This window comes from Paralimibaculum aggregatum, from assembly GCF_030270585.1.
Classification (GTDB): Bacteria; Pseudomonadota; Alphaproteobacteria; order Rhodobacterales; family Rhodobacteraceae; genus Thermohalobaculum; species Thermohalobaculum aggregatum.
Window position 1 is genome coordinate 209,308 of sequence record NZ_BSYI01000001.1, and the last position, 15,314, is coordinate 224,621.

Consider the following 15,314-nt stretch of genomic DNA (forward strand, 5'->3'; position numbering starts at 1 on the left):
GGCCTCAGCCGAGGCGGGTGCCGGCGGGGATCTCGGTGCCGCGCAGGAAATCCGCCGCCGCGAGCGGCCCGCGGCCGGCGCGTTGCAGCCGGGTGAGGCGCAGCCCGCCCTGCCCGGTCGCGACCAGCAGCCGATCGTCGAGCACCGTGCCGGGCGCCACCTGGGCCGCATCCGGGGCCGCCTCGGGCAGCGCCATCAGCAGCTTGATCCGCTCGCCGGCCAGTTCGAACCAGGCGCCGGGAAAGGGCGAGAGCCCGCGCACATGCGCCGAGAGCGCCGCCGCGTCGCGGCTCCAGTCGATCCGGGCCTCGGCCTTCTCGATCTTGGCGGCATAGGTGACGCCCTCCTCGGGCTGCGGCGCCGCCACCGCGGTCCCCGCCTGCAGCGCCGCCAGCGCGCGCAGCATCAGCGGCCCGCCAAGCGCAGCGAGCCGGTCGTGCAGCGTGCCCGCGGTCTCCTCCGGCCCGATCGGCACGGTCTCGCAGGCCAGCACCGGCCCGGTGTCGAGCCCCGCATCCATCCGCATCACGCAGGCGGCGGTCTCGGCATCGCCTGCCATGATCGCGCGCTGGATCGGCGCCGCCCCGCGCCAGCGCGGCAGCTTCGAGGCGTGCAGGTTGAAGCAGCCGAGCCGCGGCGCCTCGAGCGCCGCAGGGCGCAGGATCTTGCCATAGGCGACCACCACCGCCGCATCGAGGCCGAGCGCGGCGAAGCCCGCCTCCGCCTCGCGGAACCTCGAAGGCGTCTCCACCGCGAGCCCCAGCGCCTCGGCGCGCGCCTGCACCGGGCTCGGCCGCAACGCCTTGCCGCGGCCGGCACGCGCCGGCGGCTGGGCATAGACCCGCACCACCTCGTGCCCGCCGGCGACCAGCGCCTCGAGCGTGGGCACCGCGAAATCCGGCGTTCCCATGAAGGCCAGCCGCATCAGCGCGCCCGCCCCGCCTGGCGCTGCTGCTTGCGGTAGCGCTCGACCAGCCGGCTGCGCTTCAGCGCGCTCAGCCGGTCGATATAGAGCCGCCCCGCGAGATGGTCGATCTGGTGCAGCGCGCTGCGGGCGGCCAGCTCGTGCAGCAGCGTCTCGACCCGCTCGCCATGCTCGTCGAGATAGCCGATGCGCGCCGCCACGGGCCGGACGATCTCCGCCGAGACGCCGGGCAGATTGGGGCTGGCCTCGGTGCCGGCGCGCTCCTCCGGCGAGGCCCAGAGCAGCTCCGGATTGGCCATGCGGATCACCTGCGCGCCGCTGCCGGAAGGGTCCACCACCGCGAGCGCCCGGCCGATGCCGAGTTGCGGCGCCGCCAGGCCCACCCCCGGCATCGCGATCATCGCCGCGATCATCTCCGACCAGATCGCCCGCACCGCGTCATCGATCGCCGCCACCGGCGCGGCCACCGCCTTCAGCCGCGGATCGGGCCAGCGCAGGAACGGGCGGATGCCGGACATGCCCCGCTCAGCCGTTCTCGCGGGCGCGCTCGCGCTTCAGCTTCTTCATCTTCTGGGTGATCAACTGGCGCTTCATCGGGCCGAGATAGTCGATGAAGAGCTTGCCGTTGAGGTGGTCGAGCTCGTGCTGGGCGCAGACCGCGCGCAGCCCGGTGAGCTCGCAGCTCGCCTCCTCGCCATCGCGCCCGACATAGCGCAGCTGCACGGCGGCGGGGCGGGTGACGTCCTCGTAGATCTCCGGGATCGAGAGGCAGCCCTCGCTGTGGGTGTGGGTCTCTTCGGAGGTGGCGACGATCTCCGGGTTGATCATCGCCACCGGATCGGGCGCCTCGCCGTCGTCGGCATTGGCGCAGTCCATCACGAAGAGTCGGGCGTTCACCCCGATCTGCGGCGCGGCGAGACCGATGCCGGGGGCGTCGTACATCGTCGCCAGCATATCCGCGATCAGCGCGTCGATCCGGCCGTCGACCTCCGCAACGGGGTCGCAGACCTTCTTCAGGCGGGGATCGGGATGGATCAGGATCGGGCGCAGCATGCAGGCGACTTAAGGCGCCGCGCGCAGGTGGTCAAGCGGCCGGCGCGCGGCCCTGTTGCAGCGCAGCGGAAGCGGCAGGCCTGGCCTGCGGGCCGCCGGCATGCCAGGCTGCGCGGACAGTGAAGGAGCCTGCCCATGCGCCGTGCCACCTGCCTGCCTGCCCATCTCGGCCTCGCCCTCGTCCTGATCGGCGGCCTCGCTGGCCCTGCGGCGGCGCAGGCGGTCTATGACGGCGCGCTTCTCGCGCAGCCGGCCGAGCCGCACTACTACCTCGTCGCGGGGGTCGCGGCGGACGACGTGCTCAACATCCGCGCTGGCCCCGGAGCCAGCCACGAGGTCCTGGATCACATCCCCGCCGGCGCCGGCCCGGTCGAGGTGGTCGAGCGCCGCGGCGGCTGGGGCCGGGTCACCGCGGGCGACACCGGCGGCTGGGTCTCGCTGCGCTACCTCTCGCTGATCGACCCGCCCCGTCTCGCCCGCGGCGGCCCGCCGGAGGGGCTGGTCTGCGGCGGCACCGAGCCCTTCTGGGGCCTGCGCCTCGGGCCCGGCGGAGAGGCCCGCTTCGAGGAGGCCGCCACCGGGAGCACGGGAACCGGCCGGCTGGTCCCGGTGCCCGGCGGCGGCGGCCGCCCGGCGCTCTTCGGCTTCAGGCTCGCCGGCGGGCTCGACGGCTTCGGCCATGTCGCCGGCCAGTTCTGCTCCGACGGGATGTCGGACGTGCTCTACGGCTACAGCATCCTGCTCTCCCTCGAGCGCCCGGCTTTCGGCAGCTTCGAGGGCTGCTGCCGGCTGCCGCTGCCCCGCTGAGCCCGCGCGCCCCGAACCGGGCCGGCGCGCACCGGACGCGTGCCCGCGGGAGCCGCCCTCCTGCCCCCTCGAACGGGTGGCTTTCCACTCCACGGAAAGGCTGCGCAGGTGCGATTGACGCCTTCGCGTGCCGGCCCTAGGGTGCGGCGCAACAATCTTGCGCCAATCCTGCGAACGGCGCCCATCCAGGAGATATCCATGAGTTTCGTCGTCCAGCCGTCGCCCCCGGCACGCCCCAACCGCTGCCAGCTCTTCGGCCCGGGCTCGCGCCCGCAGATCTTCGAGAAGATGGCGGCCAGCGCGGCGGATGTCGTCAATCTCGATCTCGAGGACGCCGTCGCCCCCGACGACAAGATCGAGGCGCGCAAGAACGTCGTCCAGGCGATCAACGACATCGACTGGGGCAACAAGACCCTCAGCGTGCGGATCAACGGCCTCGACACGCCCTACTGGGTGCGCGACGTGGTCGACCTGATGGAGCAGACCAACGGCCGGCTCGACCTGATCATGATCCCCAAGGCGGGCAACGCCAAGGACGTCTACGCGGTCGATGCCATCGTCTCGGCGATCGAGGCCGAGAAGGGCCGCGAGAAGCGTCTCGGCTTCGAGGTGATCATCGAGACCGCGGCGGGCCTTGCCCATGTCGAGGAGATCGCCGCCAGCTCGCCCCGCATGCAGGCGATGAGCCTCGGCCCGGCAGATTACGCGGCCTTCATGGGCATGCAGACCACGGCGATCGGCGGCACCCAGGCCAACTACTACATGCTCGAGGACCCGAAGGCCGACGGTGGCGCCCGGGCGATGCATTTCGCCGACCCCTGGCACTATCCCACCGTGGCGATCGTCGCCGCCTGCCGCACCCATGGCGTGCTGCCGGTGGACGGGCCCTTCGGCGACTTCTCCGACCCCGACGGCTTCAAGGCGCAGGCGCTGCGCTCGGCCACCCTCGGCATGGTCGGCAAATGGGCGATCCATCCGAGCCAGATCGCGCTGGCCAACGAGATCTTCACCCCCTCCGAGGCGGCGGTAGCCAAGGCCAAGCGGATCATCGAGGCGATGGAGCAGGCCAAGCGCTCCGGCGCCGGCGCGGTGTCGCTCGACGGCAAGCTGATCGACCTTGCCTCGATCCGCCAGGCCGAAGTGGTGGTCAAGCAGGCCGAGCTGATCAACAGCTGAGGCAGCGCCCGGCAGCCTTCCGGCGACTGGGTGCGAGGAAGACGGGCGGCTCCGCGGGGCCGCCCGTTCTTCTGCGTGCCGCGGAGCACGCCGCCCCGACGCGCCCGGCGGCCAGCCCCCGCGGCATGCCCGGGCCCGTCGAGGGAGCGCCGCGTCGGGCCGTCCGCCTGCAGCACCCTCATGCCCGCGGCGCAAGCCACCCGCGCGCCGGTTGCACCGGGGCCCGGCTGCCACCGGCGCGACAGGGGAAACCGCGCCGCGGGCGAACGGCCGGCCGCAAGAGGAACGCCCGACGCGGCGCCCTCTTCGGCGCCCCCGGGCCGCCAGCCACGGGAGCCTGCTGCCGAAGGGCGCCAGAAGGGCCTCAGCGTGAACCGTTCTGCGCGGCGATCCGGCGGTAGGGATGCGCCGGGAAGACCCCGAGCACCACCACATGCCGCGAGAAGAAGCCGAGTTCCTCGAGCGCCCTTGCCACCCGCGGCTCGGCCGGATGGCCCTCGATCTCGGCGTAGAACTCGGTGGCGGTGAAGCTGCCGTCCTTCATGAAGCTCTCGAGCTTGACCATGTTGACGCCGTTGGTCGCGAAGCCGCCCATCGCCTTGTAGAGCGCCGCCGGTACGTTGCGCACCTGGAAGATGAAGCTGGTGACCGTCTCGCCGCCGGTCGGGTCGGCCTCGATCTTCTGCCGCGACATCACCAGGAATCGCGTGGTGTTGTGCGCATGGTCCTCGATATTCGCCGCCAGCACCTCGAGCCCGTAGATCTCGCCGGCGAGCTTCGAGGCGATCGCGGCGCGGGACTTGTCGCCGGCCTCGGCCACCTGCCGGGCCGAACCCGCGGTGTCGCCGCCGGTGAAGGCCTCGATCTCGTGCTGCTTGAGGAAGGCCCGGCACTGGCCGAGCGCCACCGTATGGCTCTGCGCCTCCCTGATGTCCTCGAGCTTCGCCCCTGGCAGGCCGAGCAGCTGCAGCCGCACCGGCACGAAATGCTCGCCGATGGCATAGAGCGCCGAGGTCGGCAGCAGGTGGTGCAGATCCGCAACGCGGCCGTAGAGCGAGTTCTCGATCGGCATCATCGCGAGATCCGCCTCGCGCGACTTCACGGCGTCGAGCGCGGCCTCGAAGGTCGGGCAGGGATGCGGCTCGAGATCGGGGAAGACCTCGCGGCAGGCCTGGTGGGAAAAGGCGCCGAGCTCGCCCTGGAAGGCGATTCGGCGGGTTGCGTCGTTGCTCAGCATCCAAACCCCATGGCATGGTCTCCTTCTCGTGCTGTCCGGTCATGGGCCGCTGGCAGGCGCGCAGGGGCATTCTCGCCCGGCCTCGGCCGGGCGTGCCGGCGGCCGCCGCACCGGTGACGTCGTTTCGTCGCGCCTGTATAGCTTGCCGCAGGCTGGGGGGTAGCGCTAAATCGCAGTGCGACGGGACGCCGCCCGTGGGCGCACCGGTCGGCTGCTGCCGGTTGGGAGGGATCGACGGGGCGGTAGCTCGGCCGCGTCATCCGCTCCGGCCCGGCGCGCCGGGTGCCCAGGGGGTCAAGCGAAGGTGAAATGATGGATACCAACGAGATCAACAAGATCGCGGGCGCGATCATCGGTTCGCTGCTGATCTTCCTGCTGCTCGGCTTCTTCTCGAGCACGATATTCGGCACGGGGGAAGGCGGGCATCACGGCGAGGAGGTTCTCGCCTTCGCGCTGGATACCGGCGACGACGAAGGCGGCGAGCCCGAGGAGGAGGTCAGCCTGGCGCAGCTCGCGGCGGCCGCCGATCCGGGGCGCGGCGAGAAGATCTTCTCGAAATGCAAGGCCTGCCACAAGATCGAGGACGGCGCCAACGCCACCGGCCCGCATCTCTGGGACGTGGTCGGCCGCGGTATCGGCTCGGTCTCCGGCTTTACCTATTCCGACGCGCTCGCCGGTCATGGCGGCGAGTGGGACGTGGCTGCGCTCGACGGCTTCCTGGCCAGCCCGAAGGATTGGGCGCCGGGCACCAAGATGGCCTTCGCCGGGCTCGACGATGCCGAGGACCGGATGAACGTGATCGCCTATCTCAACGGTGCCGGCGATGCGCCGAAGGATCTCGTGGAGATGGCCGGCGGGCTCGAGGAGGCCGCGGGCGATGAGGGCGAGGCGACCGAAGGCGAGGCGACCGAAGGCGATGACGGGGCCGAGGGCGATGGCGAGGGCGACCAGGGCTCGGCCGATGGCGTGATCGACGAGGCGACCGAGGAGGCTTCTGCCGAGGGTGCCGCTGACGAGGCAACCGAGGAAGCCACCGCTGCCGAGGGCGCAGCCGACGAGGCCACCGAGGAAGCTGCTGCCGCTGCCGAGGGCGCTGCCGACGAGGCAACCGAGGAAGCTGCCGCTGCCGAGGGCGCCGCTGACGAGGCCACCGAGGAAGCTGCCGCGGCCGAGGGCGCTGCCGACGAGGCCACCGAGGAAGCCGCCGCTGCCGAGGGCGCCGCCGACGAGGCCACCGAGGAAGCCGCCGCTGCCGAGGGCGCTGCCGACGAGGCCACCGAGGAGGCTGCCGCTGCCGAGGGCGCTGCCGACGAGGCCACCGAGGAAGCTGCCGCGGCCGAGGGCACCGCCGACGAGGCTACCGAGGAAGCCGCCGCGGCCGAGGGCGCTGCCGACGAGGCCACCGAGGAAGCTGCCGCGGCCGAGGGCGCCGCCGACGAGGCTACCGAGGAAGCTGCTGCTGTCGAGGGCGCCGCCGACGAGGCAACCGAGGAAGCCGCCGCGGCCGAGGGCGCCGCTGACGAGGCTACCGAGGAAGCTGCCGCTGCCGAGGGCGCCGCCGACGAGGCAACCGAGGAAGCCGCTGCCGCTGTCGAGGGCGCTGCCGACGAGGCCACCGAAGAGCTCGCCATGGCGGCGCCGGCTGCCGAGGAGGGCGCCGCCGAGGAGGCCCCTGCCGCTGCTGCCGCCTCTGCCGTGCCGGCCGAGTATGCCGAGCTCTTCGCCGCGGCCACCGTCAAGGGCGGCGAGAAGGTCTTCCGCCGCTGCAAGGCGTGCCACCAGGTCGAGGCCGGCAAGCACCGTGTCGGCCCCTCGCTGCACGGTGTGGTGGGCGCACCGATCGCCAGCGCGGAGGGCTTCAAGTATTCCGACGCGCTCGCCGCCAAGGAGGGCACCTGGGATGTCGCCAACCTGATGGAGTGGCTCGGCGATCCGAGCGGCTTTGCCAAGGGCACCCGGATGAACTTCTCGCTGCGCAAGGAGTCCCAGCGGGCCGATGTCATCAAGTATCTCAACGCCCAGTCGGACGCGCCCCTCGCGCTCGACTGACGCCCGCATCGCCTGACCGGCGGCGCGTGTCCCCGCGCCGAAACCCAGAGGGCCGCCCCCGGGCGGCCCTTTTTGCATGACGATCCCGCGCGCGCGCTTGAAACCGCCCGGCTTGAGCCCTACCCCATGAGAGAGAGACACAGGCGGGAGGATGCAGATGGACTGGACGCGGCGCGACTTGGGCAAGCTCTCCGTCGGGGCCGGCATGGCCGCCCTGCTCCCCCCTGCCCTGCCGCGGCGGGCGGCAGCCGAGGACACGGTGATCGCCCATGGCGTCTCGGCCTTCGGCGACCTGAAATACCCCGCCGGCTTCGAGCGCTTCGCCTATGCCACCCCCGGCGCCCCGATCGGCGGCACCTTCTCCACCGGGTATGGCGGGATCACCTTCGACAGCGTCAACGGCTTCGTCATCAAGGGCAATCCGGCGATCGGGCTCTCGATCACCTATGACACGCTGATGGTCCGCGCCGATGACGAGCCGGACGCGGTCTACGGCCTGATCGCCGAGAGCATCGAATACCCCGCCGACCGTTCCTGGGCCGCCTTCGCGCTGCGCCCCGAGGCGCGCTTCCGCGACGGCTCGCCGGTGACCGCGGAGGACGTCAAGTTCTCCTTCGACGTGCTGCTCGAGAAGGGCCATCCGCAATACGCCGTGCTGCTCAACGGGGTGACCGGCGCCACCGTGGAAGGCGAGCGCCGCATCCGCTTCGACTTCGCGCCCGACACCCCGAAGCGCGACATGCCGATGACCGTGGCCTCGCTGCCGGTGCTGCAGAAGGCCTGGTTCGAGACCCGCGATTTTGCCGAGGCCACCCTCGAGCCGATCATGACCTCCGGTCCCTACGAGATCGACGCGGCGGCGCTCTCGCCCGGGCGCTCGATCACCTATCGCCGGCGGGCAGACTACTGGGGCTGGGACGTGCCGGCGATGCGCGGCTTCTGGCATTTCGACGCCATCCGCTTCGAGTATTTCCGCGACCGCTCGGCGCAGTTCGAGGCGTTCAAGGCCGGCAGTTTCAGCTTCAACGAGGAATTCTGGTCGAAGCTCTGGGCCACCGGCTACGACTTCCCGGCGGTGAACCGCGGCGACATCCTGCGCAGCGAGCTGCCGGACGAGCGGCCCGCGGGCACGCAGGGCTACTGGTTCAATCTCCGCCGCGAGAAGTTCCAGGACCCGCGCGTGCGCCAGGCGATCGCCGAGACCTTCGATTTCGAATGGTCGAACCGTACCCTGTTCTTCGACCTCTACACCCGTACCGACAGCTTCTTCGAGGGCGGGCCGATGCAGGCCGAGGGCAAGCCGACGCCCGAGGAGCTCGCGGTGCTCGAGCCGCTGGCCGACATCCTGCCCCCCGGCGTGCTCGACGACCCGGCCTATGTGCCCCCGGTCACCGACGGCTCCGGGCGCAACCGGCGCAACCTGCGCCGCGCCGCGCGGCTGCTCGACGAGGCCGGCTGGAAGGTCGATGGCGATGTCCGCCGCAATGCCGCGGGCGAGCCGCTGGAGATCGAGTTCCTCTCCGACAGCCCGAGCTTCGACCGCATCACCATCCCCTATACCGAGCAGCTCCAGCGCATCGGCGTGAAGGCCACCGCCCGGCGCGTCGACGCCGCGCAGTACAAGCGCCGCGAGGACGACTATGATTTCGACATCATCGTCGACCGCAAGGGGATGTCCTCCACCCCCGGCGTCGAGTTGCGCGCCTATTTCCACTCCGCCAGCGCCGAGGCCAAGGGCACGCAGAACCTCTCCGGGGTCAGCGACCCGGCGGTGGACGCGCTGATCGAGGTGATCACCAAGGCCGAGAACCGCGAGACCCTGACCGCCGCGGTGCGCGCGCTCGACCGGGTGCTCCGGGCCATGCATATCTGGATCCCGCAATGGTCCAAGGCCAAGCACACGCTGGCCTACTGGGACATCTACGGCGTGCCCGATCCCGCGACCAAGCCGAAATACAACCGCGGCGTGATCGACCGCTGGTGGTTCGACGCCGAGAAGGCGGCCCGCTTCGGCGACAAGTTCACCGGCTGATGGGCGCCTATATCCTCCGCCGGCTGCTGCTGATCCTGCCGACGCTGCTCGGGATCATGCTGCTGAACTTCGCGCTGATCCAGTTCGCCCCGGGCGGACCGGTCGAGCAGATCCTCTCGCAGGTCGAGGAGGGCGCCCATGGCGGCGGCGCCACCGCGCGCTTTGCCGGCGGCACCGATGCCGGCGGCGGCGGCCCGGGCGACGCTGGCGGCTATCGCGGCGCGCAGGGCCTCGACCCGGAGCTGATCGCGCGGCTCGAGGTGCAGTTCGGCTTCGCCCGGATCGTCTGCGCCGAGGGGCATGACGGCCCGGTCTCGGTCGAGGAGCCGGCCTGCGAGAAGCAGCCGATCCCGGTCTGGGAGCGCTTCGTCATCATGCTGGGCAACTATGCCACCTTCGATTTCGGCGAGAGCTTCTACCACTCCAAGACGGTGATCCAGCTGATCGGCGAGAAGCTCCCGGTCTCGATCACCCTCGGGCTCTGGACCACCTTCATCGCCTATATCGTCTCGATTCCGCTCGGCATCGCCAAGGCGGTGCGCGACGGCTCGCGCTTCGACGCGATCACCTCGGCCATCGTGATCGCGGCCTATGCGATCCCGGGTTTCCTGTTTGCCGTGCTGCTGCTCGTGGTGTTCGCCGGCGGCGAGTTCTTCCAGCTCTTTCCCCTGCGCGGGCTGCATTCCGACGAGGCGGCGCAGATGGGCTGGTGGGATTACATCCTCGACTATCTCTGGCACATCGTGCTGCCGGTCTCGGCGCTGGTGATCTCGGCCTTCGCGACGCTGACGCTGCTGACCAAGAACTCCTTCCTCGACGAGATCCGCAAGCAGTATGTCGTCACCGCCCGGGCCAAGGGGCTGAGCCAGTCCCGCGTGCTCTACGGCCATGTCTTCCGCAACGCCATGCTGATCGTGATCTCGGGCTTTCCGGCCGCCTTCATCGCCGCCTTCTTCCAGGGCGCGCTCTTCGTCGAGACGGTGTACTCGCTCGACGGGCTGGGGCTGCTCGGCTTCGAGAGCGTGGTGAACCGCGATTATCCGGTGGTGATGGGCACGCTGTTCATCTTCGGGCTGATCGGGCTGGTGGTGAAGCTGATCTCGGATCTCACCTATGTGGCGATCGATCCGCGGATCGACTTCGAGGCGCGGGGCTGAGCCATGACGAGCACAGCCGAGACCGCTCCCGCGGCCCCTGCCCCCGCCCGCTCCCGCCTGTCGCCGATCAACCGGCGGCGGCTGGCGAATTTCCGTGCCAACCCCCGCGCGCTCTGGTCCCTGCGGATCTTCACCGTGCTGTTCCTGATCTCGCTGGTGGCGGAGGTGGTGGCCAATCACCGCCCGCTGATCGTGAAGTTCGAGGGCGACTACCTCTTCCCGATGCTCACCGACTATGACGAGGCGCATTTCGGCGGCGATGTCGGGATCGTCGGCACCGACTACCACGACCCCTTCATCCAGTGCCTGATCCGCACCGGGCAGAACATCGACGGCTGTCTCGACGAGGATGACGGGCTCGGCCGCGCCGAGGTCGCCGCCGGCATGGAGGAGGGCTGGGTGGTCTTCACCCTGATCCCCTTCTCGCACGACTACCACGACCGTTCGGTGGCCTCGGCGCCCTCGGAGCCGGACGCGATGCACTGGCTCGGCACCGACGACCAGGCGCGCGACGTGCTGGCCCGGGTGATCTACGGCTTCCGCCTCTCGGTGCTGTTCGGCTTCGGCGTGACGGTCTGCTCGGCGCTGATCGGCATCGTGGCCGGGGCGGCGCAGGGCTTCTTCGGCGGCTGGGTCGATCTCACCTTCCAGCGCATCGAGGAGATCTGGCAGTCGATGAACCTGCTCTACGTGATCCTCATCGTGGTCTCGGTGCTGGCGCCCAAGCTCTGGGTGCTGTTCACGATCTTCATCGCCTTCTCCTGGACGCAGCTGATCGGCGTGGTCCGCGCCGAGTTCCTGCGGGCGCGCAACTTCGAATACGTGATGGCGGCCCGCGCGCTCGGCGTGGCGGACTGGCGGATCATGTTCCGCCACCTGCTGCCCAACGCGATGGTGGCGACGCTGACGCTGCTGCCCTTCCTGCTGACCTCGTCGATCGGGCTGCTGGCCGGGCTCGACTATCTCGGCTTCGGCCTCGAGCAGGGTTACCCCTCGCTCGGCGAGCTGGCGCTGCAGGGCAAGCGCTACCTGCAGGACCCGCATCTGGCGATCTCGGCCTTCTGCGTCTTTGCCGTGATGCTCTCGCTGCTGGTGTTCATCTTCGAGGGCGTGCGCGACGCCTTCGACCCGCGCAAGACCTTCGCCTAATGGGGGCCGCCTTGGATCAGACCGCCCCGCTGCTCGAGATTCGCAACCTCTCCGTCAGCTTCGGCGAGAGCCGCGCGGTGGACGGCGTCTCGCTCGAGGTCGCGGCCGGCGAGACGCTGGCCCTGGTCGGCGAATCGGGCTCCGGCAAGTCGCTCACCGCGCTCTCCACCGTGCGGCTGCTGCCCGATTCGGCCGAGGTCTCCGGCGAGATCCGCATCGAGGGGCGCGAGATGCACGGCGTCTCGGAGCGCGAGCTGCGCCGGGTGCGCGGCAACGATGTCAGCTTCATCTTCCAGGAGCCGATGACCTCGCTCAACCCGCTGCACCGGGTCGAGACCCAGATCGGCGAGACGCTGGCGCTGCACCAGGGCCTCTCCGGCACGGCGGCGCGGGCGCGCACGCTGGAGCTGCTGGAGCAGGTCGGCATCCGCGACGCCGAGAGCCGGCTGCAGAGCTGGCCGCACCAGCTCTCCGGCGGCCAGCGCCAGCGCGTGATGATCGCCATGGCGCTGGCCAACCGGCCGAAGCTGCTGATCGCCGACGAGCCGACCACGGCGCTCGACGTCACCATCCAGGCGCAGATCCTGCAGCTGCTGGCCGAGCTGCAGAAGCGCGAGAACCTCGCGATGCTGTTCATCACCCACGATCTCGGCATCGTGCGCCGCATCGCCCGGCGTGTCGCGGTGATGCAGGGGGGCCGGATCGTCGAGACCGGCCCGACTGAGCGGGTCTTCACCAGCCCCGAGCATCCCTACACGCAGAAGCTGCTCGCCGCCGAGCCGCGCGGCCGCCCCGCTCCGGTGCCGGAGGGCGCCGGGACCCTGCTCGAGGCCGAGGGCATGCGCATCTGGTTTCCCGTGAAGCGCGGGCTCCTGAAGCGCACCATCGGCCATATCAAGGCGGTGACCGATGTCGATCTCACGCTCCGCGAGGGCGAGACCGTGGGCGTGGTCGGCGAATCGGGCTCCGGCAAGACCACGCTGGCATTGGCGCTGCTGCGGCTGATCCCGTCCGAGGGGCGCGCGGTGGTGCTCGGCCGCCAGGTCACCGCGATGCGGGCACGGGCGCTGAAGCCGCTGCGCCGCTCGATGCAGATCGTGTTCCAGGACCCTTACGGCTCGCTGAGCCCGCGCATGTCGGTGGGCGAGATCGTCGCCGAGGGGCTCGGGGTGCACGGGCTCGACACCGGCGAGAGCCGGGCCGAGGCGGTCGCCCGCGCGCTGACCGAGGTCGGGCTGGAGCCGGCGATGGCCGAACGCTATCCGCACGAATTCTCCGGCGGCCAGCGCCAGCGCATCGCGATCGCCCGCGCGATGATCCTGAAGCCCAAGCTGCTGGTGCTCGACGAGCCGACCTCGGCGCTCGACATGACCGTGCAGACGCAGATCGTCGAGCTGCTGCGCGAGCTGCAGGAGCGCCACCGCCTCGGCTTCCTGTTCATCAGCCACGACCTCAAGGTGGTGCGCGCACTGGCCCACCGGATCGTGGTGATGCGGCAGGGCGAGGTGGTGGAGGCCGGCTCCTCCGACGCGGTCTTCGACGCGCCGCAGACCGCCTATGCCCGGGCGCTGATGGCCGCGGCCTTCGACCTCACACCGATCGAGGGCACCGCCGACTGAGCGCCAGCATTCCGGTCGGCCAGCCGTCGCGCCGACGCCACTGGGCGGCCGGTGGGCTGAGTGATCGCTGATGTGGCAGCACTGACCGGGACATGGCGCATGACCTCACGGGCCTGTGAATCCACCGCCATCGACCGGGTGACCTACACGCCCGGGCTCGGCCCGATCGGATACATAGCCTTTGGAACCGGCCGGCGGGTTAAGGCCACCGTACTCCGGCGCGAATGCCCGGCGGCGCGGCCCTGCCCCTGGAGCCCGGCGGAGAAGCCGGCGTTCAACACGCCAAGCTGGCCCAAGTCGCCGCCGCGCTTCTCTAGGCCGACAGCGAGGCAGAGGGGACCGGCAGCGCCAGCAAGCGCCGTCTTGCCGCGCGCGGCGGCACGGGGGCGACAGAACTCGTGCTGCTCCGCCGCAGCACCGATCCGAACTCCCTCTCGCGTCGGAGCGGAGCGGCGCAGATCTCGGCGCCCAGAGCCTTGACCGATCCGCTTACCGCCGGGGCGGATCCGGAACTCGGCTCAGGGAAGGATCCCAACGCGCCGCTCCAGCCCGCGGCGCTCGGAGGCATGGCTGAAGCTCTCGCCGTGCTGCTCGAAGCCGGTACCGATGAGAACGCGCACAACCGGACCTTCGCGGTCGCAGCACCCGGCTGCGAGGAGGGACTGTCGGGCAGCACCAGGTTGTTGCGCGCAGCCTGTGCGGTGCCCTTCGCGGTGTCGCCGGTCTCCACAGGGCAGTGGCCGACGCCGATCCCGCGGCGGGCCGGTACGTCGCCATCCCCCGCACCATCCGCCACAGCCTCGTTGCGAGGACAGTTCAGGGCGGGCCGACGCGGCGGAACATCCCCGGCCGCGCTGAAGCTGCGCCGCAGCGTTCCGCAGTTCTCTGGCGATGCAGGCGCAGGGCGGCGCCGGGATGACGCAGCACTCGCCCGCCGACTTGCCAACCCGCGCCATCGCGCCCGGCAGCCCGATGGCTCACCGCCTTCGGCCCGATGCGGCGACCGGCACCACGCCGGTCGCCTGCCTGCAAACCCCGAGCGCCCGCCGCCCCGAGGGGGGCCCGGCGCTTTGCCGCTGCGGCGAATCGTGCGAGCCTGATCTTCCCCTAGGGCAATTTCAGGAGACGTCTTGCCATGAGCTTCCCCGCGCAGCGCGACGGCGTGATCCATCTCACCGAGGGCGGCACCGAGACCGAGATCATGTACAAGTTCGGCCACGAGTTGCCGGAGTTCGCCGCCTTCCCGCTGCTCGACAAGCCGGACGCCGCGGCGGCGCTGCGCGGCATGTACCAGCGCTATCTCGATGTCTGCGCGCGGCACGGGCTGGCGGCGCTGATGGCCGGGCTCGACTATCGCCTGAGCCCGGACTGGGGCGCCAGGCTCGGCTACTCCCCCGAAGGGCTGGCCGAAATGCAGGCGCGTTGCATCGCCTTCCTGCGCGAGGTCGCGGCGCCTTATGCCGGGCAGATCCCGGAGATCCGCATTGCCGGCGGCCTCGGCCCGCGGGGCGATGCCTATGGCACCGGCGGCGGCATCACCGAAGCGGAGGCGGAGGACTACCACGCCTGGCAGCTCGGCGAGCTCGCGAGGCTCGGGGTCGACATCGTCTGGGCCGCCACCTTCAACAACGTGCCCGAAGCGGTGGGGGTGGCGCGGGCCGCCCACCGGCTCGGCCTGCCGCTCACCATCTCCTTCACCCTGACCGGCGAGCATCGCCTGCGCTCCGGCGCCTCGCTGAAGGAGGCGGTGGAGGAGACCGACCGGCTGGCCGGGGAGGCGGCGCCGGCCTTCTACGGCATCAATTGCTCGCATCCGCTGGAGTTCGCGCCCGCCATCGAGCCGGGCGACTGGTTCGCCCGGGTGCGCTCGCTGCGCCCCAACGCGGCGAAGATGGACAAGGTGGCGCTCTGCAAGATCGGCCATCTCGAGGAGGGCGACCCGGTGGAGCTCGGCCAGATGATGGGAGACCTGGCCCGCCGGCACCCGCATCTCGACGTCTTCGGCGGCTGCTGCGGCTCCTGGGAGTCCCATCTCGAGGAGATCGCCCGCAACCTGCGCGCCGCCCGCGCGCCGGCCCCCGCCTGACCGGGAGGGGGCCGCCCCCTCCCC

Annotated in this window: 12 protein-coding genes; 8 read left to right on the top strand and 4 right to left on the bottom strand. The window is 71.0% G+C overall.

Features of this window, described 5'->3' with window-relative positions:
• Window positions 1-4: 4 nt before the first annotated feature.
• The 3 genes from fmt to def (QSJ97_RS00955) are packed head-to-tail and all read right to left on the bottom strand — an operon-like array spanning window position 5 to window position 1,978.
• A complete protein-coding gene (fmt, locus tag QSJ97_RS00945; protein WP_285669598.1) occupies window positions 5-925 on the bottom strand; it encodes a methionyl-tRNA formyltransferase in 921 nt (306 codons plus the stop codon).
• Window positions 925-1,443: a peptide deformylase gene (gene def / locus QSJ97_RS00950; RefSeq protein WP_285669599.1), complete on the bottom strand. Its 519-nt coding sequence runs from the start codon at window positions 1,441-1,443 to the stop codon at window positions 925-927. Before def (QSJ97_RS00950) ends, fmt begins: the two co-directional genes overlap by 1 nt.
• Window positions 1,444-1,450: 7 nt before the next feature.
• Complete coding sequence (gene def, locus QSJ97_RS00955) at window positions 1,451-1,978, bottom strand: peptide deformylase (protein WP_285669600.1); 528 nt, start codon at window positions 1,976-1,978, stop codon at window positions 1,451-1,453.
• A gap of 135 nt (window positions 1,979-2,113) precedes the next feature.
• Here def (QSJ97_RS00955) and QSJ97_RS00960 point away from each other — a divergent pair, with 135 nt between their 5' ends.
• Window positions 2,114-2,785, top strand: a complete 672-nt coding sequence (locus tag QSJ97_RS00960) for an SH3 domain-containing protein (protein WP_285669601.1) — start codon at window positions 2,114-2,116, stop codon at window positions 2,783-2,785.
• Between the two features lie 198 nt (window positions 2,786-2,983).
• On the top strand, window positions 2,984-3,961 hold the full coding sequence (locus tag QSJ97_RS00965) for an HpcH/HpaI aldolase/citrate lyase family protein (RefSeq protein ID WP_285669602.1): 978 nt from the start codon (window positions 2,984-2,986) through the stop codon (window positions 3,959-3,961).
• 364 nt (window positions 3,962-4,325) lie between these two features.
• On the opposite strand, the gene QSJ97_RS00970 is transcribed toward QSJ97_RS00965, so the two are convergent.
• Complete coding sequence (locus QSJ97_RS00970) at window positions 4,326-5,198, bottom strand: prephenate dehydratase (RefSeq protein WP_285669603.1); 873 nt, start codon at window positions 5,196-5,198, stop codon at window positions 4,326-4,328.
• A gap of 309 nt (window positions 5,199-5,507) precedes the next feature.
• Between QSJ97_RS00970 and QSJ97_RS00975 the strand changes: the two genes are divergently transcribed.
• The 6 genes from QSJ97_RS00975 to QSJ97_RS01000 all read left to right on the top strand — a co-directional run bounded on the left by QSJ97_RS00975 (window position 5,508) and on the right by QSJ97_RS01000 (window position 15,290).
• The gene (locus QSJ97_RS00975) at window positions 5,508-7,247 is read left to right on the top strand and encodes a c-type cytochrome (protein ID WP_285669604.1); all 1,740 of its coding nucleotides are present in this window, start codon (window positions 5,508-5,510) and stop codon (window positions 7,245-7,247) included.
• A gap of 157 nt (window positions 7,248-7,404) precedes the next feature.
• Complete coding sequence (locus tag QSJ97_RS00980) at window positions 7,405-9,279, top strand: extracellular solute-binding protein (protein WP_285669606.1); 1,875 nt, start codon at window positions 7,405-7,407, stop codon at window positions 9,277-9,279.
• Window positions 9,279-10,436 carry a microcin C ABC transporter permease YejB gene (locus QSJ97_RS00985; RefSeq protein ID WP_285669607.1) on the top strand — a complete coding sequence of 386 codons (1,158 nt, stop codon included), beginning with the start codon at window positions 9,279-9,281 and terminating at the stop codon, window positions 10,434-10,436. The genes QSJ97_RS00980 and QSJ97_RS00985 overlap by 1 nt, the downstream gene beginning before the upstream one ends.
• Before the next feature lie 3 nt (window positions 10,437-10,439).
• The gene (locus tag QSJ97_RS00990) at window positions 10,440-11,585 is read left to right on the top strand and encodes an ABC transporter permease (protein WP_285669608.1); all 1,146 of its coding nucleotides are present in this window, start codon (window positions 10,440-10,442) and stop codon (window positions 11,583-11,585) included.
• A complete protein-coding gene (locus tag QSJ97_RS00995; protein WP_434220872.1) occupies window positions 11,585-13,204 on the top strand; it encodes an ABC transporter ATP-binding protein in 1,620 nt (539 codons plus the stop codon). The genes QSJ97_RS00990 and QSJ97_RS00995 overlap by 1 nt, the downstream gene beginning before the upstream one ends.
• Window positions 13,205-14,339: 1,135 nt before the next feature.
• Window positions 14,340-15,290 carry a homocysteine S-methyltransferase family protein gene (locus tag QSJ97_RS01000; protein ID WP_285669610.1) on the top strand — a complete coding sequence of 317 codons (951 nt, stop codon included), beginning with the start codon at window positions 14,340-14,342 and terminating at the stop codon, window positions 15,288-15,290.
• The last annotated feature ends 24 nt before the right edge of the window (window positions 15,291-15,314 follow it).

What these genes read in the sequence shown, in the direction of transcription:
- fmt (WP_285669598.1), bottom strand. Translation starts at nt 925, where the DNA reads ATGCGGCTGGCCTTCATGGGAACGCCGGATTTCGCGGTGCCCACGCTC.
- def (WP_285669599.1), bottom strand. Translation starts at nt 1,443, where the DNA reads ATGTCCGGCATCCGCCCGTTCCTGCGCTGGCCCGATCCGCGGCTGAAG.
- def (WP_285669600.1), bottom strand. Translation starts at nt 1,978, where the DNA reads ATGCTGCGCCCGATCCTGATCCATCCCGATCCCCGCCTGAAGAAGGTC.
- QSJ97_RS00960 (WP_285669601.1), top strand. Translation starts at nt 2,114, where the DNA reads ATGCGCCGTGCCACCTGCCTGCCTGCCCATCTCGGCCTCGCCCTCGTC.
- QSJ97_RS00965 (WP_285669602.1), top strand. Translation starts at nt 2,984, where the DNA reads ATGAGTTTCGTCGTCCAGCCGTCGCCCCCGGCACGCCCCAACCGCTGC.
- QSJ97_RS00970 (WP_285669603.1), bottom strand. Translation starts at nt 5,198, where the DNA reads ATGCTGAGCAACGACGCAACCCGCCGAATCGCCTTCCAGGGCGAGCTC.
- QSJ97_RS00975 (WP_285669604.1), top strand. Translation starts at nt 5,508, where the DNA reads ATGATGGATACCAACGAGATCAACAAGATCGCGGGCGCGATCATCGGT.
- QSJ97_RS00980 (WP_285669606.1), top strand. Translation starts at nt 7,405, where the DNA reads ATGGACTGGACGCGGCGCGACTTGGGCAAGCTCTCCGTCGGGGCCGGC.
- QSJ97_RS00985 (WP_285669607.1), top strand. Translation starts at nt 9,279, where the DNA reads ATGGGCGCCTATATCCTCCGCCGGCTGCTGCTGATCCTGCCGACGCTG.
- QSJ97_RS00990 (WP_285669608.1), top strand. Translation starts at nt 10,440, where the DNA reads ATGACGAGCACAGCCGAGACCGCTCCCGCGGCCCCTGCCCCCGCCCGC.
- QSJ97_RS00995 (WP_434220872.1), top strand. Translation starts at nt 11,585, where the DNA reads ATGGGGGCCGCCTTGGATCAGACCGCCCCGCTGCTCGAGATTCGCAAC.
- QSJ97_RS01000 (WP_285669610.1), top strand. Translation starts at nt 14,340, where the DNA reads ATGAGCTTCCCCGCGCAGCGCGACGGCGTGATCCATCTCACCGAGGGC.